At 36.9% G+C, this 23,981-nt stretch carries 22 protein-coding genes; 18 read left to right on the top strand and 4 right to left on the bottom strand.

Features of this window, described 5'->3' with window-relative positions; genetic code table 11:
• The first annotated feature begins 44 nt into the window (after nucleotides 1-44).
• From QA584_RS19565 to QA584_RS19510, 12 genes are all read left to right on the top strand, one after another.
• Entirely contained in the window at nucleotides 45-953 is a 909-nt protein-coding gene (locus QA584_RS19565; RefSeq protein WP_278270789.1) for a sensor histidine kinase, read from the top strand.
• Between the two features lie 188 nt (nucleotides 954-1,141).
• On the top strand, nucleotides 1,142-2,026 hold the full coding sequence (locus QA584_RS19560; RefSeq protein ID WP_278270788.1) for a DUF3658 domain-containing protein: 885 nt from the start codon (nucleotides 1,142-1,144) through the stop codon (nucleotides 2,024-2,026).
• Between the two features lie 351 nt (nucleotides 2,027-2,377).
• A complete protein-coding gene (locus QA584_RS19555; RefSeq protein WP_278270787.1) occupies nucleotides 2,378-3,400 on the top strand; it encodes a BtrH N-terminal domain-containing protein in 1,023 nt (340 codons plus the stop codon).
• Complete coding sequence (locus tag QA584_RS19550; protein ID WP_278270786.1) at nucleotides 3,397-4,419, top strand: radical SAM protein; 1,023 nt, start codon at nucleotides 3,397-3,399, stop codon at nucleotides 4,417-4,419. Before QA584_RS19555 ends, QA584_RS19550 begins: the two co-directional genes overlap by 4 nt.
• 44 nt (nucleotides 4,420-4,463) lie before the next feature.
• Complete coding sequence (locus QA584_RS19545) at nucleotides 4,464-5,834, top strand: radical SAM protein (RefSeq protein ID WP_278270785.1); 1,371 nt, start codon at nucleotides 4,464-4,466, stop codon at nucleotides 5,832-5,834.
• On the top strand, nucleotides 5,821-6,066 hold the full coding sequence (locus QA584_RS19540) for a hypothetical protein (protein WP_278270784.1): 246 nt from the start codon (nucleotides 5,821-5,823) through the stop codon (nucleotides 6,064-6,066). The genes QA584_RS19545 and QA584_RS19540 overlap by 14 nt, the downstream gene beginning before the upstream one ends.
• A 286-nt stretch (nucleotides 6,067-6,352) precedes the next feature.
• Nucleotides 6,353-8,167 carry a DUF1611 domain-containing protein gene (locus QA584_RS19535; RefSeq protein ID WP_278270783.1) on the top strand — a complete coding sequence of 605 codons (1,815 nt, stop codon included), beginning with the start codon at nucleotides 6,353-6,355 and terminating at the stop codon, nucleotides 8,165-8,167.
• Between the two features lie 15 nt (nucleotides 8,168-8,182).
• On the top strand, nucleotides 8,183-10,210 hold the full coding sequence (locus QA584_RS19530) for an ABC transporter ATP-binding protein (RefSeq protein WP_278270782.1): 2,028 nt from the start codon (nucleotides 8,183-8,185) through the stop codon (nucleotides 10,208-10,210).
• A gap of 15 nt (nucleotides 10,211-10,225) precedes the next feature.
• Nucleotides 10,226-12,052, top strand: coding sequence for an ABC transporter ATP-binding protein (locus QA584_RS19525; protein ID WP_278270781.1), 1,827 nt, complete (start codon nucleotides 10,226-10,228; stop codon nucleotides 12,050-12,052).
• Between the two features lie 310 nt (nucleotides 12,053-12,362).
• Complete coding sequence (locus tag QA584_RS19520) at nucleotides 12,363-13,670, top strand: MFS transporter (RefSeq protein WP_278270780.1); 1,308 nt, start codon at nucleotides 12,363-12,365, stop codon at nucleotides 13,668-13,670.
• A 333-nt stretch (nucleotides 13,671-14,003) separates the two neighbouring features.
• A complete protein-coding gene (locus tag QA584_RS19515; RefSeq protein WP_278270779.1) occupies nucleotides 14,004-14,375 on the top strand; it encodes a hypothetical protein in 372 nt (123 codons plus the stop codon).
• Nucleotides 14,376-14,501: 126 nt separating this feature from the next.
• A complete protein-coding gene (locus tag QA584_RS19510; RefSeq protein ID WP_278270778.1) occupies nucleotides 14,502-14,975 on the top strand; it encodes a TspO/MBR family protein in 474 nt (157 codons plus the stop codon).
• 82 nt (nucleotides 14,976-15,057) lie between these two features.
• On the opposite strand, the gene QA584_RS19505 is transcribed toward QA584_RS19510, so the two are convergent.
• Nucleotides 15,058-15,558 (bottom strand): NTTRR-F1 domain, encoded by a 501-nt coding sequence (locus tag QA584_RS19505; protein WP_278270777.1) that lies wholly within the window; start codon nucleotides 15,556-15,558, stop codon nucleotides 15,058-15,060.
• A gap of 256 nt (nucleotides 15,559-15,814) precedes the next feature.
• On the opposite strand from QA584_RS19505, the gene QA584_RS19500 reads away from it, so the two are divergent.
• The 4 genes from QA584_RS19500 (at nucleotide 15,815) to QA584_RS19485 (ending at nucleotide 19,568) form a co-directional block, all read left to right on the top strand.
• Nucleotides 15,815-17,035: an MFS transporter gene (locus QA584_RS19500; protein ID WP_278270776.1), complete on the top strand. Its 1,221-nt coding sequence runs from the start codon at nucleotides 15,815-15,817 to the stop codon at nucleotides 17,033-17,035.
• A 70-nt stretch (nucleotides 17,036-17,105) separates the two neighbouring features.
• Nucleotides 17,106-17,642, top strand: a complete 537-nt coding sequence (locus tag QA584_RS19495) for a MerR family transcriptional regulator (RefSeq protein ID WP_278270775.1) — start codon at nucleotides 17,106-17,108, stop codon at nucleotides 17,640-17,642.
• A gap of 197 nt (nucleotides 17,643-17,839) precedes the next feature.
• Nucleotides 17,840-18,640 (top strand): nitroreductase family protein, encoded by an 801-nt coding sequence (locus QA584_RS19490; protein WP_278270774.1) that lies wholly within the window; start codon nucleotides 17,840-17,842, stop codon nucleotides 18,638-18,640.
• A gap of 208 nt (nucleotides 18,641-18,848) precedes the next feature.
• A complete protein-coding gene (locus tag QA584_RS19485; RefSeq protein ID WP_278270773.1) occupies nucleotides 18,849-19,568 on the top strand; it encodes a hypothetical protein in 720 nt (239 codons plus the stop codon).
• Nucleotides 19,569-19,708: 140 nt separating this feature from the next.
• Here the strand turns inward: QA584_RS19485 and QA584_RS19480 are convergent, their stop codons facing one another.
• Nucleotides 19,709-20,089 (bottom strand): VOC family protein, encoded by a 381-nt coding sequence (locus tag QA584_RS19480; RefSeq protein ID WP_278270772.1) that lies wholly within the window; start codon nucleotides 20,087-20,089, stop codon nucleotides 19,709-19,711.
• Nucleotides 20,090-20,120: 31 nt separating this feature from the next.
• Nucleotides 20,121-20,447 (bottom strand): cupin domain-containing protein, encoded by a 327-nt coding sequence (locus QA584_RS19475; RefSeq protein ID WP_278270771.1) that lies wholly within the window; start codon nucleotides 20,445-20,447, stop codon nucleotides 20,121-20,123.
• A 188-nt stretch (nucleotides 20,448-20,635) separates the two neighbouring features.
• Between QA584_RS19475 and QA584_RS19470 the strand changes: the two genes are divergently transcribed.
• A complete protein-coding gene (locus QA584_RS19470; RefSeq protein ID WP_278270770.1) occupies nucleotides 20,636-20,965 on the top strand; it encodes a winged helix-turn-helix transcriptional regulator in 330 nt (109 codons plus the stop codon).
• Nucleotides 20,966-21,109: 144 nt separating this feature from the next.
• Here the strand turns inward: QA584_RS19470 and rsmH are convergent, their stop codons facing one another.
• Complete coding sequence (rsmH, locus tag QA584_RS19465; RefSeq protein ID WP_278270769.1) at nucleotides 21,110-22,159, bottom strand: 16S rRNA (cytosine(1402)-N(4))-methyltransferase RsmH; 1,050 nt, start codon at nucleotides 22,157-22,159, stop codon at nucleotides 21,110-21,112.
• 359 nt (nucleotides 22,160-22,518) lie between these two features.
• Here rsmH and QA584_RS19460 point away from each other — a divergent pair, with 359 nt between their 5' ends.
• A complete protein-coding gene (locus QA584_RS19460) occupies nucleotides 22,519-23,964 on the top strand; it encodes a DEAD/DEAH box helicase (RefSeq protein ID WP_278270768.1) in 1,446 nt (481 codons plus the stop codon).
• The last annotated feature ends 17 nt before the right edge of the window (nucleotides 23,965-23,981 follow it).

Raw genomic sequence — 23,981 nt, 5'->3', positions numbered from 1 at the left:
ATGAATAAGAGAGAACAAACATAGTTGGATTTTATGGAGAAAATATGTGGATTATTATTATATCAGTAATGATTACGGTAATTAGCCTTGGAAATTTAATTCTATATAGGCGGCAGATTAAATCCTTCTGCCGCCAGCTTAAGTTTATTCAAAATAATGTAACCAATAAGAGGATTTCTCAGGATATAAACTATAAAGAAATTACAGAACTTTCCGATTGTCTTAATGATATCTTAAAAAAGCAGCACCAGTCAGAGCTTGAATATAAGAAAAAGGATAAGCAAATAAAAGAAACCATAATGAACCTGTCCCATGATATCAGGACTCCGATTACCTCTTTAAAGGGATATTTTGAGTTATTGCTGGAAGCAGAAGGGGAGAGTGAACAGGAACGGTATCATAAAATAATTAATTCCCGTATAAACAGCCTGAATGACATTCTCGAACAATTATTTACATATACGAAGCTGCAAAACGATACCTATCAATTCGTTTTCGAAGAATGCAATATGAATAAAATCTTATATGAAGCAGTTTTTTCCTTTTATGAGGATTTTAAAAGCAGGCGGCTTGAACCTGTGGTGTCAATTCCGGAGGATAACTGTATGGTATGGGCGAATAGCGCTGCAATGAAGAGGGCTATTCAAAATATTATTAAAAATGCGCTGGATCATGGAAAAGAACAAATTGTCATAGAAATGTTTATTGCTGATCAGGTAGAGATTATTGTGAAAAATAAATGCCATAACAGTGATTCTATTGACGCAGACAAAGTTTTCAACCGCTTTTATAAAGCAGATACTTTGGGAGACCATCAGTCGACGGGCTTAGGACTTTCCATCGCTTATGAATTAATTAAAGTTATGAATGGAACAATTGCGGCTTATATTGAGGAAACTTACTTTGTTATAAAGATTGAGCTTCCCATAATCAATGGATCCCGTTTCCTATAAACTTTTTTATCACACCATCACACATGAGTCTGTACAGAAGCTGAACCAAGTTTTCGATATCAAACGGAAGGATTAATAAATGAGGAACACTAGCATGGTTTGGTTGATAAAGCAGCCGTTTACTGATATACTGTCAGCAGAATGAGGTTTCAAACTACAATAGTATAGAAATATGAGGAGATGCATAAATGATAGAAATTTTATTTGGGGACAGTGAAGCAGCCTCAATGAAGGTTGCTAAGAGTAGTAATACCAAAATTATTGGTGGAAAGAATAATTCGGCTTTTGGTGTAGAGAATTTACATTTAGACGGAAAAAAGATGGAGTGGATTACAGGTAATTCCAGCGAAGTAATTTGCCTTGATTTTATGCTGGATATCGGCGATATTGATATACCTATTGTTAGTCAATACCGGCAGGATTTGATCATATCGATGCATAGTCAAAATGGGTGGGATAGTAACCCAGAGGTAATGGAAGAGCTAAGAATGACTGGGAAAAAATATATTAATGAATTAAATAGACTGGAAGGGTTTATAAAGAAGGGTGAACCCCTACGAATCTGGTATAGCAGGAGTCCATATTCTTTATGCGGACTTTACTATGTATGTAATTTATTAAGAAATTATTCAAATGATACCTTTGTTGTTAAGCTGCCTGAATACGTACAGACTGCGAAAGACACAATAACAGAATATAGTAATTGGGGTGAAGTATCAGAAGAAGAATTCAGTCAATTTCTTATATATGAGAAAAAATTGTCGGTGTCCGATATAAGATTGTATGGTGATAAATGGGTAGAATTAGTGAAAGATAATAGTCCTCTAAGAGCTGAAATTAATGGAAAACTAGTAAGCGTACCGGAAGATTTTTATGATTTTTTGATTAGAAAACGCCTTTCGGTAAAGCCTGTCAAGGAAGCTAGGATTATTGGCGATATCTTAGGGTTTTATCCGATAGGTATCGGTGATTGGTGGTATGCTTCCAGAATAGAACAGATGATAAAAGCTGGAAGTGTCAGGGTAGTAGAAGATTCAGAAAGAAAATATGCGCGAACAATCTGCCAGGGTTAACACCTGCGTATTGTAAGTAAAAAGCCAGTTGGAATAATCCCGATTGGCTTTTTATTTGCGCAATTTTTGATGCAAAGTAAGCAAAAAATGATAAGTCATATAAGGAAAAATATGGTAAATTATTTTTACAATATAGTTTTAATAAACGAAACAATCCAAACAGTCAATCGAGAAAATGGTGACATATATAATAAAAAAGATAGAAGATTTGCTGAACGGTCATTAAGTTAAAAAGGAGGAATTTGGCTGGATATTTAAGCCATGACTGAATTGTTAAGTCATGACTTGAAGTTTTAAGTCATATAACCGCAAATGGGAGAATACATCAATGATATAGCTATATTTGATGATATGAAAAAAAGTTATAATAATGATGATATCTATTGCAACTGCTATTTTATGTCATTGTTAAATATAGCAAAGACATTTGGCAAAAATGAGAACGAAATCATCCTGAATGCAGATTTAATCTATGATTTTTTTGAGAATAACGATAGTGGATATCCCGGCTTTCGGTTAAAAGTGGATACCTTTGATGAATTGTCTGAACTGCTTAAATCTATGGGTATTGGCTGCGCCTGGGATAAAATAAAAGCCTCAGATGTAATCGACTATGTGAAGGAGTACGTAAGACAAGGTAATCTAATACTATTATCAATTGATTTATATTACCAACGAGATAAGGTTTATTATTATCAGACGAAACATGGTGAACATGCTATATTGGTTTATGGCTATAATGACGAAAAGCAATGTTTGTATATCATAGACAATATAAATAAAGGATATCAAGAATATACCATAACCTACGAAGAAGCAGACGATTATATAAAGGGGTTATGCAATTACTGCGGTTATGATGAGTACTCTTACTATTATACACGTTTTTATATAGACGGAGAGAATAAAAAACATTCTGACTCGGTCATAACAGAAAAATTTCTTTCAAATATAACAAAGAATAAAGAGAATTATATAAAATCCTTAAATAGTATCCTGGAATATAAGACAAGACTAAGAGAAATCTGTACCTACCCTAATTTTGAAGAGAATCTTTTATCAGTAAAATATCGAAAAGCATCATTATGTTATAGAAACAAGCTGGTCTTAGATCAGAGATTTCGACATAGCGGCAAATATGAATCGCTGTTAGAAAACCAGAATGAAGTATACAGGTTATGGTCACAATTCAGAACCTATTACCTTTACATGAGAAGGAAGGAAATCGCAGAAGAAACTATTTGTACGAACTTATCTGAACTATTAGTAAAAATCCATCAAAAAGAGACTACCTTTTATGAAGATTTTTTGAGGCTGGCAGAGGGAGCAAAGAAGGAACCAGTTGATTTCTTAGAAAAGGAATTCATAGTATGATTGAGAAACAAGAAGCGCTTTTATTCAAAAAGAAGGGGTATTTTCCACAGCCCCATATTTTGCAGATTGAGATAACCAACCGGTGTTCTCTTTCCTGTCCTCAGTGCTACAAAGATAAAGTGAATGAAGGGGATATGGAGTTAACCCTCTTTCGGAAACTATTAGCAGAGGCAGAAAATCTGAAGGTTGGAACCCTTATGCTTAACGGCGGTGAGCCTTTTGAACATCATGATATTCTTGCATTACTTACTGAATTGGAGATATACCCTTTTCAAGTACATTGCATTTCCAGCGGACAAGGTTTGACCGATTCTATTTTACATTTCTTATCAGCAACAAACATCGACTTAAAACTATCCATATCACTTAATGGTTCTACGAAAGAAATCCATAGTTTATCACGAGACGGTTATGATATCTCCATGAATGCTATCAAAAAGCTTGTAAAGGCAGGAATACCCACCGGAATAAATTGGGTGTGCCGGCAGGATAATTTATATGATTTTCCAAGATTAGTGGACGTTGCAAAAGAAAACGGAGTAAAGTGGATAAGCATCGCAGCCAATAAGGTATCAGGTCTTAGTCTGATAAATTCCCCTCTGGACACAAAGGATTATGTGTTTTTACTTAATTATCTAGAACAGCAAGAGGCGATAGACCCAAGATACATACGAATTCAATATTGTTATAATTTACTGAACGGATTGCGTAAAAACGGAGTAAATCACCATCTGAACAGGTGTGGAGCCGGAATTTTCATGTGTAATGTTGATATTAGGGGGGACTTTAGACCCTGTACCCACCTATACACTACGGAACATTTTGATTCTATCATGGAATATTGGAATCAGTCAGAGGCACTTAAGGAATTGAGGAAAAGCAGTGAGGTAAAGAATAAGTGCAATTCCTGTTTAAAACCGTCTCCCTGTTATTTTTGCAAAGCAATGTTTGAAAATACGGTCAGGGATTTTTATCAGGAACCGGATTCCTGTCCCATTAAAGAGCTTTACCAGACTTAAGTTTAGGTCTGGATTTATAATATTATTTAGGAGGAAGGGTATAAATGAACACAGTTTACAAAGCTTCTCGTTATAATCTATTAAGTGATGACTTTAATGGTGACTTTTTAATAGCAAACTTACTTAAGACCAGGTTTTTAAAGGGGAGTAAAAAACAGGGTGAAGAAATCAGACAGCTTCTTAACAAAGAGGAGATTGCCGAAGAAGAAGCCAGGGAATATCCACAGCTTTTAGAAGCTGGAATGCTGGTACCCAAAACAAGAAATGAATATGAAATTGCTAATTTAAGATTTAATGACCTCGCTTTTTCAAAAGATATGCTGGATATTACGATTATCCCTACGGATGCCTGTAACTTCGACTGTGTTTACTGTTATCAGGAAAAGCGGCATAACCAGTTTATCACTAAAGAAAGCGAAGAAAAGATTCTCAAGTTTTTAGAAAGGAATGTAAAGAATTATAAAAAGGTGCAAATAGGCTGGTTTGGCGGGGAACCCTTGCTGCTAAAAGATAGAATGTGCCGCTTTCTGGAAAAGGCAAAGGAAATCTGTAATAAATATCATGTACCATTAATCGGTAAAGTTACCAGCAACGGTTATCTGTTGGATTTAGAGACTTTTCAGAAATTACTGCAATACAATGTAGTACATTATCAGATTACCATTGATGGAAACAGGGAGACTCATAACCAGCAGAGACCCCATAAAACGAATTCAGATTCCTTTGATCGGATTTTACAGAATTTGAAAAATATAGCCGAAAATGAAAAAAGGTATTACCGGATTGCCCTTCGTGTTAATATAACGAAAAACATTTTGAATAATATAAACGATTACCTTGATGAACTGGCTTTTTTTGCAGAGAACGATCATTTTCAGATTCATTGGCAATATGTGAAGGATTACGGCGGCGAGCAGGTCCATTCCATGACAGAAGAAAGGATATTTGAATCCAATGATTTTGTTGATTTTATTAATCTGGCAACAAAACGTGGCATAGGCAGCCTGTCCTATATGTTTTTTGGAGTAGGGAACGGACTGTGTGAGGCACCGAGAAAATACTCTTATTTTATAGATCACGAGGCAAAGCTTCATAAATGTACCATTGCTTTATATCAGGACGATTCCAGGGAGCTTAATAACATAGGTTATATCAATGATCAGGGAGTGGCGGTAATTGATGAGGAGAAAGAAGCAGTCTGGCTTGTACGCAACACCGTGGATGAAGAATGTGAGGAATGTGTTTATTTTCCCTTGTGTATGGCCCAGACCTGTCCTCATGAACGAAAAATAAGAAATCACAAAGTATGTATCAATGAAAAAGATGAATTAATTCATTATATGAGGTATCTGGCCAAAACGCCCATTTTTGAAGAATATAAGAAAACGGGGGAGGAAAATTATGCTTGTGTATAATAGAGAAGTTTTATATGAAGTATTGAATAATAATGGTATTTTTTTTGATGAAGGCAGCCTGGACCAGCCACTGGAAATGGATTCGCTGACCTTTGTAACTTTAATCGTAGATATCGAAAATACATTTGGTATTATTTATCCTCAGGAGTATATGGTTTATGACAAAGCTTTAACATTGCTTCGGTTAGAAGAGGTTATTTCGTCTCTTTTAATACAGGGTAGTGCTGTATAACAGGATAGGATATAGAATTACGGCACATCCATAAATTCGCCGGTGGTCAGGAACAGCAAAAGGAGGTGGAAGTATGAAGAAATTAAGTAAAAAAAGGGTTGATCAATTCAAAGTTGTTCTTTACGGTGAAACCGGAAACTGTGTATTTTGCTAATATTGTATCTGAAATATGATAATTTGCAGTCTGATACATGTAATAAGGCTGTTACTGTTTTAACAGATATATAAATTATAGTTATTGAATCACATATAACCAATCACTGGCGAATTTAGTAAAGAGGTAGGAATGATGATTGACATTGTTTTAATTGATAGCGGGGTCAACAGAGGACATCCTGCATTAAAAAACGAAGAAATAACCGGACTTAATCTGCTGGATCCGGAGAATCCAAAGGATATCGATGATAAAGTGGGACACGGAACAGCAATTTATTATCTTTTGCGAAGATATGCCCCTAAGGCACATATCTTTCCCATTAAAATATTTGATGACAGTTTTTCCACCACCTATGAATATTTAATTCAGGCCCTGGAGTTTGTATATGAACATTTGGAGTGTAAGGTGATCCATTTAAGTAATGGTGTAACCTATTGTGATGATATAGAGTACTTTCATTCTTTATGTATGAAGATAAAAGAAAAAGGAATTATCTTAATTTCTGCGTTTGATAATGGCGGCACAATCTCATATCCGGCAGCGTTTAAAGAAGTGATTGGTGTTGACTGGAGTCCTGATTGTAAACGCTTTAGTGATTATGAATATCTGGAAAACAGTCCGGTTAATATACGGGGAATTGGAACGGAAATACGGGTTCCCTGGCTTATGGACCAATATATCTTAGCAGGGGGTTCCAGTTTTGTGGCTCCTTACATAACTGGTCAGGTTTACGGTTTGATCGAAAAGGAAGTAACAACTCTAGAAGATATATGCAGCCAATTAAAGCAGAGGGCAAAAAAGCAATATCAATTTGAAGAAATCCAGGACATAAAAAAGAATTTTCCAATCAAACGTGCAGTTATATTCCCTTATAATAAGGAGATACACAGTCTCTTGCGTTATAGTGATATGCTAAGCTTTCAGATCCATAAGATTTATGATGTCAGATACCTTGGTAATACTGGAAAACGGATTGAGGAGTTAACAGACCAATCCATCCGCTGTGATTTAGTGATTCAGGATATGGATAAGCTAGACTGGGCAAGTGAAGAATTTGATTGTTTCATATTAGGACATTCCAAAATGCTTGGACAGACCCTGGACAGAGATTTTATATCAGAAATTATTGAAAAATGTCTTGAATATGGCAAAAACCTATATTGCTTTGATGATTTGAGTTCTTACGAAAGGGAATGCGCTAAATTTCTTGAAGCTGGGCTTAGTGTCTATTACCCGGCTGTAACAGAGAAAAACATTCCGAAAAGCCATTGCGGTAAATTGCGTCATATTGGTAAACCGGTAATTGGTATATTTGGTACCAGCTCAAGGCAGGGGAAATACACACTGCAGCTGGCTTTGCGACGACACCTGCTCCGTGATGGTTACCAGTTGGGTCAGCTGGGAACAGAACCTACTGCACCATTATTTGGGTTTGATGCCTGTTATCCGGTAGGGTATGCCTCCACAGTTAAGATTAGTGGTCTGGAGGGGATTAGTACCATAAATTATTTGATGGGTCAGATAGAGGATCGTAATCCTGATATCATTATGGTAGGAGGTCAATCACAAACCATATCCCCCACCACCGGCAATATAGGGTTATATACTCTTTATAATCAGGAACTGCTCCTTGGCAGCGAACCGGATCTTTGTATATTGTGTGTTAATATCTTTGATGAAATAGAATATATGAAACGGACCATCCGTTTCCTGGAAAGCTTCATTGAAACGAAAGTAATCGCTCTGGTATTATATCCTGTTGAACGTAATCTGCGCTGGTCGGTATTTGGCAATACCAGTAACAGCATATCAGAGGACAGATTGCTGTTAAAGCAAGAGGAACTAAAAGAAATGACAGGTTTACCGGTTTATCTATTAAACTCTGAAACAGATATGGAAGACTTGTATCATAAATGTATTGATTTTTTTGCAGAAGAGAACTAAGAGGAGAAAAAGCCTGTGAAGCTAAAAAAGCCCGTGAAGCTAAATAAGTCTGTGAAGCTAAAAAAGTCCATGAAGCTAAAAAAGTCCGAGAAGCAAAAATGGGGAGTATCTCATAAGTTAAAAAATGTCTTATACCTGTATCAGCTTGCCTGGCAGTATGATAAGAAATATTTATTTTATTTGTTCTTACAATTTCTGCTTTCCACGATAGAACCTTTTGTTATAATAATCTTTCCAAAGCTAATTCTTGATAAGATTTTAGGAGGCGAAGCTTTCTTTCGTGTAATCGTGTTAGTGGCTGTGGTAGTCGTTTCATTACTCTTAACCAGAAACGGTCTTACGGTATCAAAATCAAAAGGTGAGCTGGAAGGGGAATTTCTTATGATCCAGCTCCGGTTGTTATGCAATAAAATCAATATGACCACAGCTTATGAAGATATCGAAAATCCTGCCTACCTGGATATGCGGGACAGGGCCTGCCAGATTATCTGGAATAGCTCCTACTTTAATACCTTTGCCTTCTCATTCGCAAACCTGCTATCCGGTCTGTTACAGTTAGCGGGTATTTTGGCTGTTATTACCATCCTCGATGGAAGAATCATTGTTATCTTATTTATATTATTTGCAGGGAATATGGCTTACCAAATTACAGTTCAGAAGAAAAATCATGATATTGATAAAGATACTGCACAAATTAGAAGAAAGTGGGATTATTTAGACAGAGTAGCTACGGATTTCCAATACGGAAAAATGATACGACTGGAAGCTTTGTCTGGATGGTTAGGGGATAAAGCCAGACAAAACAGGGAGGATTTTTACGAGAAGCAAAAATCCATAATTAACAACAATAGGAAGGTAACAATTCTGGGGTCTGTTTTTTCCTGTCTTCAGGAATTTGGAATTTACATATATCTGATTTATAAAGTAATATATGATAACCTGACCATAGGTAGTTTTACCATGTATCTTGCAGCGGTGAACCGGTTTTCCGCCTCTTTAAGTTCCATACTTGATAATATCATACAATTAGATAAATATAATTTGTTTATGGAGGATTTTCGGAACTTTCTATCAACTCATCCGGTGTATGAACCAAGCAATGAATCAAGCAATAATACAAGTAATGAATCAAGCAATAATACAAGCAATAAATCAAGCTATAAAACAAGCAATAATAAAAGCCATAAATCAAACACAAACCATAAACCAAGCCATGAACGCAATCATGATTCAAGCTATATACCAAGCCATGAATCAAGCCATGAAAATAATATGAAATCAGTCTCTGCTGACAAACTGACAATCGAATTCAGGCATGTATCTTTCCGATACCCCAGAACCGACAAATGGGTTTTAAAAGATATTAATCTCATGATTTATCCTGGTGAAAAAATCTCTTTAGTGGGGGACAATGGGGCAGGAAAAACGACACTGATTAAATTAATGACCGGACTCTATACTCCAACGGAGGGCAGTATTTTACTAAATGGCAAAGACAGCCGTGAATATGAGTTTGGAAGTTATCAAAAATTTTTTGGAGCTGTTTTTCAGGATTATAAAATTTTTGCATTTACCATATGTGAAAATATTACTCTGGGAGAAAAAATTGAGGAAGAAAAAATTGAGAAGGCCCTGTCACAAAGCGGTCTGAAAGAGAAAGTGGAGGAGCTTTCGGACAAGGTCGATACCTATATGAGTAAAAAATTTGAGGAACAGGGAGTGGAGTTATCAGGGGGCGAACAGCAGAAACTATCGTTAGCAAGAGCGCTCTATCTGGATACACCGGTGCTTATATTAGATGAACCTACTGCCAATCTTTCCCCCCTTGCAGAATATGATATCTACAAGCAATATTATCAGATGACAGAGAAGAAAACGGCGGTTTTTGTGTCCCACAGGCTCTCAAGCTCATTGTTTTGCGATCGGGTAATACTTCTTAAGAACGGAACAATCACAGAGTGCGGCAGCCATGACAGCCTGATGGAACAGAAGGGGACTTATTATGATATGTTTCAACTGCAGGCTGGATATTATAATGACTGAAAGAAGGAAATCAGTATGAAGGAAAAGCAAAAGAGTATAGAGGATGTTTTTAGCCGTATTTTTTATTTGCTTGGGTTTATATGGTCTATTGATAAGAAATATATTTTACTCATTCCGGTTACCAGCCTTAGTAAATCGCTGTTATCCTTTGCGGTTATCCTATTCCCCAAATTTATTATAGATGAAATCACAGGTCAAAAACGAATGTCTGTCGCATTGCTCCTGACCGCAGGCATGGCTGTGGTTCTTATTGTGTTAAGAGTATTGGGTAACCAGATTGATGCCTTCAATAACAAAAGAATTGTACAAATTAAAAGCAGGATACAATTAGAACTACAAGAAAAGGTAACAAAATTGCCTTTCTGGAGACTTGAGTCACCGGAAGCGTTAGACAGATACCAAAAAGCAGCTGGAATTGTAAATGTATGGCAGGCGGATATACAGCGTCTGATTGGTGCAATCAATGGCATGATAACAGCATTTTTGACTCTTTTAGGAATTTCTTCGATCCTGTTTTCCCTAAACCTGCTTGTTTTTTTAATTATAATTTTTGTGGTGGTCTTTAATACCGTATTGAATAGTTCTGCTGTTAAAAAGCAGTTGGCCTTTTATAAATCCTGTGCGCCTCATGTGCGTAAAATCAATTACTTAATGAATGAACTGCAAGAAAATGAATATGCAAAGGAGATACGTGGTTACCAGATTCAGGAATGGATTACAACCAAAGCCTCCGTGTTATTAAACAGAGTCTACAAAAGCACAAGAGAAAACATGAATTATCAAACAATCACACAATGTGCAGGTGTGACCGCAGGGGTCTTGCAGGATGGAGCTTCTTACCTGTATGTTGGCTGGCTGCTGATGAGAGGTTTTATTACTATTGGTGATTTTTCTATGTATATCAGTGCAATTAATACCTTCTCCCTGTCACTGAAAGATATATTCGGTAATTTTTTAATCATCCAGGAAGCCGGCATGTATGTGGAGGAATTCCGATTATTTATGAAATTAGAGGAAACCGGTGATTATGCAGAAAAAGAAGAGGCGAAAGTTCTTTTGGAACCAGATGGCAGTTATGTGATCGAGGCGGTTGCTCTCTGGTTTAAGTACCCTGGCAGTGATGTCTATACCTTAAAAAACATTAACTTAAAGATAGAGTGGAACGAAATTATATCTATCGTTGGGGACAACGGTGCAGGCAAAACCACCTTTATAAAACTACTGATGCGTCTGTATGAGCCCACCAAAGGGGAAATAAGGTTAAATGGTAAGAATATTAAAGAGTATGAGTTCAGTGAATATGTGAAAAAGCTGGGAGTTGTATTTCAGGACTATAAGATACTTGCATTTAGAATGAATGAAAATATCGCACTCACTGACGTTAAGAATATATCAAAGGAGCGGTTGCAGATTGCCTTAAAAAAGGCAGGCTTGTCAGAAAAGGCACGATCCCTGCCAGATGGTGATAATACCTATATTACCCGCAAATTTGAAGAAGGAGGAGTGGAGCTTTCCGGTGGTGAACAGCAAAAACTGGCAATCTGTCATGCTATATACAAAGATAGTCCGATTATGATTTTAGATGAACCAACGGCTAATCTTTCACCTATGGCTGAATATGAAGTCTTTCTTAATTTCAAGGAAATCATGAAAGGAAAGACTGGGATTTATATTTCCCACCGGATGAGCAGCTGCCGGTTAAGTAACCGTATTTTGGTCTTTAAGAATGGAGAAATAATAGAGGACGGCAGTCACGAGGTTTTATTAAACGATGGCAGGGAATATGCAAAAATGTATGGTCTTCAGGCAGAATTCTATAGAAATAAGGAAACTTTCGGCTAATGGGTAGGAAGTGAAACTGGTATACGAATCTCTGTAAAAAATTAATATATATATTTATTCTTTGTCAGGGCTATGTTTTTTATGAATTAATAGAAAACATAGCTCTTTTTTATCTATTGGAGATTCCTTAATTGTATAAAATAGTGTATAATAGTAAGTATTGTCAGTAGTTTTATCTGTTAGGGGGAAACCTTAGCCTTTATGATTCTGTTAGGTTTACAAGGCATGTTTTCTTAGGTTAAAAGAAATTTGACCTGAGAAATTGAATGAACAGTTATAAATAAAGAAAAATCGTAGAATGGAGAAACCAGTGAACACAGTTAAGAAAATAAAAACGCTGCGAAAGCACCCATTAATTGAATTATTAGTACATAATAAGGGAAATCCAAGAACTTTAATTATGATGGAGCCACTTTGGGGGATTCCGTATAATCTAATCGCACCATATGCCACCCTGTACATGTATACCCAAGGCATAACCGATGTCCAAATCGGATTAATTCTGTCAATAGCTATGTTTGTTCAAGTATTTTTTTCTTTCTTTGGTGGAATAATCACCGATAAGCTGGGTCGTAAATTCACAACGATGATGGGTGATTTTTTTGGTTGGAGCATTGCCTGTTTGATATGGGCGATATCAGGGAATTTTTGGTTGTTTTTAATTGCGGTTTTGTTTAACAGTTTTGAGCAGATTAATCAGACTGCATGGTATTGTTTATTAATTGAAGATGCAGATTCCAAGGATTTGTTAGGAATCTATACCTGGGTGAATATTGGCGGTCTGGTTGCAATCTTCTTTGCTCCTATCTCAGGACTGCTTATTAGTTCCTTTACTGTAATTCCTGTAGTACGGGTTCTCTACTTGGTTTTTGCCGTGAATATGCTGATTAAGGTCATTATAACCTATCGGCATTGTGACGAAACCAGACAGGGAAAAATCCGTATGGCAGAAACGAAAGATACTACAGTTATTCAGATGTTATATGAGTACAAGGATCTGATACCAAAAGTGTTAAAGAATAAAGAGATTGTGAAAGTGCTTAGTGTCTCGGTAGTTTTGTATATAGCCAATCTTGTCAGTACTAATTTTTTCAGTTTGTACGTAACCCAGAGGCTGGGTATAGCTGACCGTTATCTGGCTTTTTTCCCAATTTTGAATGCTGCTGTTATGTTAATATTCATGATTGGGATACAGCACCGCTTAGAAGCTGTGAAATTTAGGATACCTATGTGGATTGGGCTTGTATTGTATGCCTCTTGTTCGCTATTACTGATATTAGCGCCAATTGGCAGTATACCGTTCATTATTATATATGTCTTTGCCACCGCAGTAGCCAGTGCGCTTGTAGTACCCCGTAAAGACGCCTTACTGCAGCTAAACATTAATCCGAAGGAAAGAGCACGCATTAATGCTTTGATTATGTCGTTTACTATTGCGTTTGCTTCCCCCTTTGGATATTTTGCCGGATGGTTATCAAGTATTGACCGTCGTTTACCATTTGTATTTACATTTACTATATTCTTTACAGCAATTATTATTGTAGGACGTATCCGTGATCCTGAATTTACGAGTACAAATCTGGAAGGCGGGGATACCTCGGAGACGGTTTCTGATTAAATAAAATCTTAGAGATGGATGAATAAAACCGATGAAAAATAAAACCGATAAAAAATAAAACCGATGAAAAATAAAACCGATAAAAAATAAAACCGATGAAGAATAAAACCGATGAAGAATAAAACTGATGAAGAATAAAACTGATGAAGAATAAAACTGATGAAGAATAAAACTGATGAAGAATAATAGGTATGAAGTCTGATGATACGAAGGTGACTGCGGGGATAATAGGTAAAATTTATAATTGTAAAACAACCTGCAGCCAATTTGAGTAAAAAAAATGACGTACAGGCAATTATATATATAATTGAGATAAATTAAGGAGTAATCAAGATGGGAATAAATTCAGGTGATAAATTTTTAGACGCATTACAAGTAGTAACGTCTACAATTAATAATTGTGAAAAAATACAGCCTAAATTTGCAGAAGGGACTTCTCAAGCAACCCTTCTTAAGAATAGAATAAAAGCAATGTATATCTCAAGAGCTCTAATTACGGAGGACAGTGAGATAAAACGATATTCAAAAGAAGAATTGTTGAGTGCACTTAAACCAGTGGAATCTGTGATCAGAAAATGCGAAACGGGGCAAAAAAAGCATGAAATGAATGCACCGCAATACAAGCGTTTTCAAAAGATAATTGACGCAATGAACCTTTCAAAATTATTGATATTAAGTGAAATTGATAAAAGAGGCTCAATTTGAGATTCTGAGGAGTAAGAGGTATGTGTTATTCTGTCGTTTAATCCCCTTACGAAAACCAGGAGGTCTAAGAACACAAAGAATAAGCAGGCCAAAACCCGAATATATTAATATGGAGGTGCTTATTCTATGTTGAAAAAAGTAAATTGGTTTCAATTATTTGCCATTGTACTTATTACTGAGCTGGCAGGGATTCTTAGCAGCTTATCGTCCGGTAACGTCGGGCAAATCTACACATCGTTAAACAAACCGCCATTGTCACCGCCCGGATGGCTTTTTGGTGTCATTTGGCCTATACTTTATCTGCTGATGGGAATTGCGGCATATATTATTTACCAAGCACCCCAGTCGCCTAAACGTGAAAAAGCGATTAATTTATACTGGGTACAGCTATTAATAAATTTTTTGTGGCCAATCGTATTTTTCCGTTTTGAATGGTTCTGGATTTCAGTTTTCGTAATTCTTTTATTAGATGTTTTGGTTTTCCTAACTACACTTTTATTTTATAGGATTAATAAAATAGCAGGTTATCTAATGATTCCATATCTTTTATGGATTTTATTCGCTACTTATTTAAATATTGGAATTGCAGTATTAAACTAAAGCTGTCTATTGCCAATTATAAATTGCTGTCAAGCGCTGCTGCATAGAAGTAAACCTTGGTCAGCAGTTTTAAAAATATGGCTTAATAGCATGGCTCGAAAGGTTCATAATCCCTTTTGACCGGTAATAAGGATATATCATCTACAAAGACATTGGAGGTACCCGCTTGTGGCACGGTTCCTATAAATACGATAGCCTGTACCGTACCCGGCGGAGCAGGCTCTGTCGTTGTACATATTTTAGTCCAAGCCTTATAACAGATATTTGACAGGGAATCATCCAGCATAATCATGGTGAGTCCTTGCCCAAGGTATACGAAGTTCCCGTTATAGAATGCAATGCTTATAGAGATACCAGGACTTGGGCAGGGATTACCTTTTGAAAGTGAGAGGAAGAACTCATATCGACGTCTGGGAACCACAGGTATTACCTGCATGATATTGGAGTTTGATTGTCCGCCTTCTAGTTCCGCGGCGAAGCTGCCGCTGTGGGAATGCAGTGAGGTAATGGTTGCTGCGTAAGGGGTCCAGGGAGGGAATGTCGATGTCTCAAAGCCTCCATTTACGATTGAATTTAGGGACATTATAACCATCCTTTCATATAGTCCTTCACCATCTGGAAAATTATCGTATTTCGTTCATGGTCCATCTTAATAGTATATTCGGTTTACCCATAAAACGTTCTTGGGTAAACAGTTGAGTTATTAAAATAAAACACCGAAGGACCTGAGTAATTCTAGGAGCAATTTTACAGGAGCAATTTTATTTCTTATTGACCTGTCTATCACTTCATAGTTTATTATTTTACCGAAAGGATTTAATAATAAATAGGAGGTCAATATGAAAATTATGAAAATCAATAAAAATCTTTATCTTTTATTATGCGGACAGTTCATATCACAAATTGGCGATAAATTCTATGCGCTTGCCCTTGCATACTGGGTGCTGCAGACTACCCACTCACCTTCAAGGATGGGTCTTGTACTGTTTTCCTCCATGGCTCCCGCAATCGTGGCAGGTTTTCTTTCGGGTGGGATTATTGATTTATTCAGTAGAAAAACATTAATGGTCTGCACCGATATTATCAGGGGGTTTGTTGTGACAGTAGTAGCAGCCGCCTATTATACAGGAGTATTGAATCTGTACATAATCATAGCAGCAGAAGTAGTACTATCACTATGTTCTGCATTTTTTGATCCTACCGTGCAGGCAGTAATCCCACAGATTGTAGAAGAGGAAGAGCTGACCAAAGCTAATGCAAAAAGCCAGTTTTTAGGCGGCATTGCTCTTATTGCTGGACCGTTACTGGGGGGGATTTGTGCAGCCTGGCTGGGGTATGGTTTTGTCTTCTCATTTAATGCCTTATCTTTTTTTGCAGCTTCCTTCCTCGCATCTATGCTGGTTATTAAACCTGCATTGTCAGAAACTTCTTCTAAGAAAAAAATAAAAGAAAATATTTATGATAGTTTCAAATATGTGTTCAGCAAAAGGAGTATAATTTCAATTGTGTCAGTAGTTGCAATTTTGCATTTTTTTGTGGGTTCAGTACAGGTGATAATGCCGGTATTTGCCGTAACGTTAAAGGGGAATGGTGCCAAGAACCTGGGATATATTGAATCCTTTTATGGGATGGGGGTTATTTTAACAGGTTTTTTACTAAGTTTGATAAGCATAAGAGGCAGGGAAAAGAAAGTCATGTATGGCGGCATCTGCTTTATCGGTTTGATCTATGGGGCTTTTGGTCTTCTCAGCTATTCGGATGTCCATGATATTTTTCCATACTTTTTTATATTCTTTTTCATCAGCGTAGGGGTTGTTGGCATCAGCACCTGCTATCACGCAATCCTGCAGATAAATGTTGAGAATGAAATGGCAGGAAGGGTTTTTGGGATAATAGGCTCGGTGGGTAATTTCACATATCCGGTTGCTATGCTTATATTCGGGGCATTGTTAGATTGGTTTCAATATGGACAATTGTTGATCATCTGCGGGATTATAATTATAGTTCTGGGGCTTGTTTTATTAAAGCTTAATAGCCAGGGTACTGTTGGATCAACATAATTATCAGAGGAACCGGCTGTTAATCGGCCAAAAGTTACAGACATATACGGAAAGAAAACAGGAGGCGTTCATGGAATTATCGGTAAGCAAAATGGCAGCTAACTTCGGCATTTCCAGAAGTACATTATTATATTATGACTCAATAAACCTTCTTAAGCCATCAAAAAGAACGAATGCAGGGTATCGGTTATATAATGATGCAGATATGGAACGGCTAAATAAAATTATGCTTTTCAGGGACGCCGGAGTACCCCTGGCCGAAATTTCAAATCTTTTAATTGCAGCAAATCTGGAGGTTACCGCGCAGCTTTTAAAGAGACTTGGAGAATTGAATAAAGAAATAGAAGCTGCAAAAAAGCGGCAAAATATAATAGTTAAATTATTAGAAACTAGTATTCTGTATAAAAACCTAAAGAATATGGATGAGAGCACATGGCTGGCAATCTTGGATTCGGCAGGCATAAAAAGAGAAACGACAGAGGAATGGCATTCCCAATTTGAAAAACATTCGCCTATGCAGCATCAGAATCTTTTAGAGTTACTCGGGTTTGATGCTGATGAAATACAAGATCAAAGAGAACATTACCGAAACCTGGACAAAAAGTAGGGTTGTTAGGAGTATCACTTAAAAGGCCGCAAAATTTCAGATTATCGAATACGGGCCTCCCTGTCCCTTTATAGATGGTATACAAACGGGTACTACGTCACTTATAAGTGCGTACTTGTTAAAATGGTTATTAAATTCTATTATAGCATTAAAGATAGTTTTAAACCAGAAACCAAAATAAATGGAGGGTAATCAAAATGGAGTTAATTAAAGTTCAGGAACCGTTATGTGTAAAATGTGGAATCTGTATTGATATATGTCCGCCGAAAATTCTATCCATGGGGACAACTGGCCCTGTGACAAGTAATCCGAACCAATGTATAGCTTGCGGACATTGCGTTGCCGCCTGTCCCCAAGGTGCAATCGATAATTTTAGGGCACCTCTGTCCGCACAGAATAGTCTGGAAAAGTTTCCTGTTATTAATGCAGAAGAGGCGGAACAATTTCTTAGGTCACGGAGGTCAATCCGCTGTTACAAAAATGAGAGAGTGCCACAAGAACTTTTGTTAAAGTTGGTGGATATTGGCCGGTTTGCTCAAACTGCCAGCAATAGGCAAGGGATTTCCTATATTGTTATAGAAGATAAAGAAACACGAAAGAAAATAACAGAAGTGACTGTCCAATGGATGGAGGAAAATGCCTCCAATTGGTGGAGCTTTCCTTTGCACATTAGGGCTTATCGAGATCAAGGAGTAGACGGAATCCTCCATGATGCGCCAAATCTCATTATAGCCACTGCACAAAAAGACTTTAAAAACGGCAGAGAAAATACCATTTTGTCACTTTCCTATATAGAACTGTTTGCAAATACTATAAAATTAGGCACTGCATGGGCTGGACTCATTGAAATGTGTGCGTTTTCAAATTATAGACCATTGCTTAACTTATTACAAATACCAAAGGAAAAAGTGTTTACAGGTGCGGTTATGGTGGGTTATCCGAAATATAGTTTTAAGAGGCTGGTAGACAGAAATCCAATTGAAGTTACTTTTATATGAATTTCAACATAACACATGGAAACATAACACATCCTATTTTCTTTAGGTTCAGAAAAAAATCTATAATTTTATACCATTTAGTACCAATGTATGGTAAAATATTGAAAGCTATAGTGTCCTTATAATTTCACTGTACTTATTTGTACTAATTATGTTTTGCTTACAGCAGTGAAGGACGCCATAGTATACCTAAGATAAGAGAAGGGAAATGGATACAATGGAAAAAACACAAAAACCTAGTGTACCTGATTATGTGTCACAATCACAGACAATACAGTCGTTATACCTATGTGAGAACCTCCACCCGTTAATTGGGATAAGGTATGTCTTAGGAATCCTTATGATGGCAGGAAGCTTAATATCGATACCAATTCTAGCAGAACAGATACCGGAAGAATTCACTTTGACCTATGTTTTGACTGCAACGGTTTTATTTTGGCTCGGAGTATTTATTTTAGTTGCCGCCAGAAATAAAAGCAGGCTGCAAAAGACAACGGGTTTTATTACCACAACGGAAGGTTATATGTATTATCTTAGTATAGAACCCAGTGTATATCAACAAGAGCGGACACCAATTACAAAGCTTGGAAAAATCATCTATTATAATCAGCAGATTCAAAAGCAAAGTAACGCTGAGAGTGCACAGGAGGAATTTTTAAATAGTAAAGAGGCAATAGAGGAAATTGAAAAATGCCTGAATGGAAAACAAACAAAACCTTTATTTTGTATAACCCGTATGGATGCCCCTCATATATCACGAAAGAATATAAGTAATTTTCAGATAAAATATTGGAACCAAAGAATCAGGAACATTGAGAAAATAACCTTATTCACGAATACCAAAGGATTTGAACAGATTTTAGACGCCATAAAGGATTTAGACCAGAAGATAGACTATAGAAAACTGAAACAGAGTATACGCCATTAAGAAATAAACTCAATAATAAAAATGGGCTGTCGCAAATACAGGATACCAACCTGTGGTAATTTAGTTTTTGATTTTGCGACAGCCCATTTTTATTTTGATACGGATGAATAACAGCAGCATCTGATTTTTCCAGAAATCGGTTAACCTCGAAATTCAATACGTTCGTCGTCCGGACCTTTAAAAACTACCCTTTTCCACCCTTTTTCCCGCGGGGTTCTGGGGCTTGGAATATGTGGTTTTGTTACTACCGGCACACCCAAACTTATGAGTCTGTCGTAATCGGCATCAAAATCATCACTGATTAGGCAGAAGTGGTATCCGGAATTTGCTTTTTCCTTAGTCCAGTGTTCAAGTTCCAGTATAGTCTCACCTAATTGAAGATAGACTACTTTTTCGATTCCGGGTACGTCCGGAACATCATGCTCAAAATATTGTTTAAAACCAAAGTTGTTTTCATAGAATGCAATCGATTTATCCCTGTCTTTTACCGAGATTGCGACGTGATCAATGTGTGTAAACATAATGAATACCTCCTTGTTTTTGGACTTGAATTTAGTCCTCTTTTGATAAAGTCATTTTAATTTGCAGTACTACCCAATTGGTGGAAGCTGTATTTTGGAATCCATGTGTTTCGCCATGAGGAGAAAAGATGATATCTTTTTCTTTTATAAGCATTGGTTCCTTGTTAATTGTAATTGTGCCTTGGCCAGAAATTATATAAAAGATTTCATCAATATCCGAATGTTTATGATCTGGTGTTACTTGTCCCGGGGCATAAAGTAATAGCCCTATATCTAAGAGTCCTTCTTTGAACAGTTCTTTTCTGCTGCTTTTTTCAACTGCAAAATCTATTATATTTTCAATATTAATTTTTTGCATACAAATTCTCCTTTATTAAGCTTTATTATATGCAGTAATTATGCATAATAAAATACAAGCGCTTGAATTTTAAAATGAATTACTGTAAAATCATCATAGTATAGTTACTTTAATTTCGCAAGAAGGCACTTTTTAGTTCAGTACGAACCAAATAGTAAGTATTGAATGAATATATTGGAGGAAGAATCATGCCGTGTGATAAATCATGTCCGATTGAACATACTGTAAATCTGATAGGACATAAATGGAAAGTCTTAATAATAAGAAATCTGCATAATAATGGAACCCAAAGATTCTCTGAGCTGAATAAAGGAATTAATGGAATTAGTCAGAAGATGTTAACACAGCAATTAAGACAGTTGGAGACTGACGGAATAATTGAAAGAAAAGTCTATCCGGAAGTTCCGCCAAGGGTAGAATATTCATTAACTGATCTTGGGTATTCATTGAAACCAATTTTGGAGGCTATGAACACATGGGGCATTGAGCATATTAAGCAAAATAAGAACCCAAAATAGTGTGATTACCGATGGCTGAATCATAACCAAAGTAGTATTATGTTCAGAACATTGATTCTATTTTAAGCCTAAAAATAGTACATCAAGAAAGAATTGAAAATACCAAGTTTCTTGACGTACCATTTTATCATAAATATAATAATGTTAAGCCTTTATTGCCCAACGTAATTTTGCACATTTCGCACGGCTATTGGAGATACATTCCTCCTTGGAGGGACGAATGGCTTCCGGTGCTATTTCTCTATAGATTCCATCGCGGTAAAAGCGCTGGAAGGATTTTTTAACAAGACGGTCTTCTCCGGAATGAAACGTAAGGATAGCCACCCGTCCGCTCTCAGCCATAGCGGCAGGGAGTTTTTCCAAGAATTCATATAACACTTCCAATTCATTATTGACATCAATCCGCAACGCTTGAAAGCATCTTTGACAGGATTTTTTAACTGCTTCGCTACGTTCTTTTTCTGGAATAAAGTTCAGTGCATCGTTGATAATTTGCTTTAATTCTCTTGTTGTTGTAATTGTTGTTCCTTTTTTTATAGCATAAATTATGGCACGGGATATTTCCGCAGAATAAGGCTCGTCCGCATTTTCTAATAACATACCGTTTAATTCATCCTGTGATATCGTTTTAAGACGCTCCGCCGCTGAGATGCCTTTGGATGGATTAAGACGTAAGTCTAAGGGTCCATCTGTCTTAAAAGAAAATCCTCTTTCCGGATTGTCTATCTGCATGGAAGAAACCCCTAAGTCTGCCAGTATAAAATCCAAAGGTCCAGATTCTAAGGCAATCTGGTCAATATTAGAAAAGTTTGTCTGTCTTATTGTTAAAATTTCAGGACCATACCCGAAACGTTCTAGCCGCTCTTTGGTTCGGGGTAATTCGACGGAATCTACATCTGTAGCATAAAGGTGACCCTTTGAATTTAAACACTTCAGCATCTCTAAGGTATGTCCGCCATACCCTAAGGTTGCATCTAAACCAGTTTGTCCAGGCTTGATTTGCAAAATGTCAAGAATTTCTTTGACGCAGATGGAACGATGCATTCCCGCAGGAGTATTTCCTTTTTGAATTACCTTTGCCACTGCATCGGCATATAACTCTGGCTGCAGTTCCTTATATTTCTCATTAAAAGCTTTTGGATGGGTACCTTTATATCTAATGCGGCGCTGGTGTTTTTGCTCTTGATTATCCATGTTAACTCCTCTTTTATATCCATGTAATAGACGTAAAAAATCGCTGTTGTAGCGGTCTGATTATTATTTTTCTATAAATTATATGATAACAAATGCAGGTCATAATAGCAAACCTATATTATAAGATTCTTAAAAATAAGGTTATATCAGGATACTGCTGAGCACTTACGGATGATTATTCATACTTTAGCCTTGATCTCAAAAACCGTTTTTATTGCAATGTAAGGTAGCTTCCTGTACAATAAGTTAGACTTAACCGAAAAAAATGATTAAGATTTATCTGATAGATACGGCGGTATTTATTGTTTAGGGTCATTTTAAAATAGAGGGTCATTTTAAATTGAAAGAGAGACTTAGCTATGGAGAATAGAAGTTTTCAGGAATTTGTAATTAGTGAGGATATCATAAAGGCACTGAAGGGGCTTAGTTTTGATATACCTACCGAAGTTCAGGCCAGAGTCATTCCCTCCGCCTTAGAAAAAAACGACCTTATCGTCCAAGCACAGACGGGCAGCGGCAAAACTGCCGCATATGCAATTCCAATCTGTGAAATGATTGATTGGCTTGAAAATAAGCCCCAAGCTCTTATTCTGACTCCAACAAGGGAGCTTGCAGTTCAGGTAAAAGAGGATTTTATCAATATAGGCAGATTTAAAAGAATAAAAGCAGCTGCAATCTATGGAGGTCATCCGTTTTCCAGCGAAAAAGCAGAGTTGAAGCAGAAAACACATATCGTTGCCGGGACACCGGGGCGTGTTATGGACCATATAAAGAAAGGCACCTTAGTTTTAAGTAATATTAACTATTTAGTAATAGATGAAGCCGATCGGATGTTTGATATGGGGTTTACCAGTCAGGTAGAAGCAATTATAAATGAACTGCCCGGGGAACGGATGACCATGTTGTTTTCTGCTACCATGTCCGAAGAAGTAAAACGTATCTCAGCAAAGTATATGAGAGATTTGGTAAATATAGATGTCAGTGTGAATAGTGTCGTGACTGCAGATATTCATCATTTTCTTTATAAGACCTATGAAGAAGATAAGTTTGAACTGCTTACCGGTATTATGATTATTGAAAACCCCGATAGCTGTATTATCTTTTGCAGTACCAAAGACAGGGTGGACCAGGTATATGAACGTCTGAAGTATTCCGGTTATGCCTGTAATAAAATACATGGCGGCATGGAACAGGAACACCGGTTATCTGCAATGAAACGATTTAAAAGAGGAGAGTACCGCTATTTAATCGCCACAGATGTTGCGGCAAGAGGTATCGATATAGAAAATGTCTCCCTGGTTATTAACTATGATATACCTTTGGATGAGGAAAATTATGTCCATCGGACCGGAAGAACAGGGCGTGCCGGACAAATAGGGAAAGCCATTACCTTTGTGGTTCCGGCACAAACCAGATATTTGCAGGACATCGAGAAGCTGGTTGGGTTTTCCATTCAGGAATTAACCAAACCTGGGAAAGAGGAAATATCCCTTCATAAACCTTCCTTTGAGGAAAAAATGGATATGGCACCGCAGCTTAAAAAAATGAAAAGTGACCGGTTAAATGCGGAGATAATGAAATTACGTTTCAATGGCGGTAAGAAAAAGAAGCTCAGAGCCACTAATTTTGTCGGAGTCATATCCAATCTGGAGGGTGTTATGGCAGAGGATATTGGAATAATAACCATACAGGATACTCTTACCTATGTTGAAATCCTAAACGGAAAAGGTTCCTTGGTACTGGAAGCAATGAAAGATACCAAAATCGGGGGCAGGTTGTTAAAGGTAACGAAGGTTGTGGAGTGAAAATAGTGGCAGAGCAT

The organism is Anaerocolumna sp. AGMB13025 (genome assembly GCF_029689925.1).
In the GTDB taxonomy this organism is placed as follows: domain Bacteria; phylum Bacillota; class Clostridia; order Lachnospirales; family Lachnospiraceae; genus Anaerocolumna.
The sequence above is the reverse complement of the archived record's forward strand: the minus strand, read 5'-3'. Positions and strand labels throughout refer to the sequence as shown.

What these genes read in the sequence shown, in the direction of transcription:
- QA584_RS19475 (WP_278270771.1), bottom strand. Translation starts at nt 20,447, where the DNA reads ATGCAAAAAATTAATATTGAAAATATAATAGATTTTGCAGTTGAAAAA.
- QA584_RS19490 (WP_278270774.1), top strand. Translation starts at nt 17,840, where the DNA reads ATGGAGTTAATTAAAGTTCAGGAACCGTTATGTGTAAAATGTGGAATC.
- QA584_RS19555 (WP_278270787.1), top strand. Translation starts at nt 2,378, where the DNA reads ATGAAAAAAAGTTATAATAATGATGATATCTATTGCAACTGCTATTTT.
- QA584_RS19560 (WP_278270788.1), top strand. Translation starts at nt 1,142, where the DNA reads ATGATAGAAATTTTATTTGGGGACAGTGAAGCAGCCTCAATGAAGGTT.
- QA584_RS19470 (WP_278270770.1), top strand. Translation starts at nt 20,636, where the DNA reads ATGCCGTGTGATAAATCATGTCCGATTGAACATACTGTAAATCTGATA.
- QA584_RS19540 (WP_278270784.1), top strand. Translation starts at nt 5,821, where the DNA reads ATGCTTGTGTATAATAGAGAAGTTTTATATGAAGTATTGAATAATAAT.
- QA584_RS19525 (WP_278270781.1), top strand. Translation starts at nt 10,226, where the DNA reads ATGAAGGAAAAGCAAAAGAGTATAGAGGATGTTTTTAGCCGTATTTTT.
- rsmH (WP_278270769.1), bottom strand. Translation starts at nt 22,159, where the DNA reads ATGGATAATCAAGAGCAAAAACACCAGCGCCGCATTAGATATAAAGGT.
- QA584_RS19550 (WP_278270786.1), top strand. Translation starts at nt 3,397, where the DNA reads ATGATTGAGAAACAAGAAGCGCTTTTATTCAAAAAGAAGGGGTATTTT.
- QA584_RS19565 (WP_278270789.1), top strand. Translation starts at nt 45, where the DNA reads ATGTGGATTATTATTATATCAGTAATGATTACGGTAATTAGCCTTGGA.
- QA584_RS19535 (WP_278270783.1), top strand. Translation starts at nt 6,353, where the DNA reads ATGATGATTGACATTGTTTTAATTGATAGCGGGGTCAACAGAGGACAT.
- QA584_RS19460 (WP_278270768.1), top strand. Translation starts at nt 22,519, where the DNA reads ATGGAGAATAGAAGTTTTCAGGAATTTGTAATTAGTGAGGATATCATA.
- QA584_RS19510 (WP_278270778.1), top strand. Translation starts at nt 14,502, where the DNA reads ATGTTGAAAAAAGTAAATTGGTTTCAATTATTTGCCATTGTACTTATT.
- QA584_RS19485 (WP_278270773.1), top strand. Translation starts at nt 18,849, where the DNA reads ATGGATACAATGGAAAAAACACAAAAACCTAGTGTACCTGATTATGTG.
- QA584_RS19480 (WP_278270772.1), bottom strand. Translation starts at nt 20,089, where the DNA reads ATGTTTACACACATTGATCACGTCGCAATCTCGGTAAAAGACAGGGAT.
- QA584_RS19545 (WP_278270785.1), top strand. Translation starts at nt 4,464, where the DNA reads ATGAACACAGTTTACAAAGCTTCTCGTTATAATCTATTAAGTGATGAC.
- QA584_RS19495 (WP_278270775.1), top strand. Translation starts at nt 17,106, where the DNA reads ATGGAATTATCGGTAAGCAAAATGGCAGCTAACTTCGGCATTTCCAGA.
- QA584_RS19515 (WP_278270779.1), top strand. Translation starts at nt 14,004, where the DNA reads ATGGGAATAAATTCAGGTGATAAATTTTTAGACGCATTACAAGTAGTA.
- QA584_RS19505 (WP_278270777.1), bottom strand. Translation starts at nt 15,558, where the DNA reads ATGTCCCTAAATTCAATCGTAAATGGAGGCTTTGAGACATCGACATTC.
- QA584_RS19500 (WP_278270776.1), top strand. Translation starts at nt 15,815, where the DNA reads ATGAAAATTATGAAAATCAATAAAAATCTTTATCTTTTATTATGCGGA.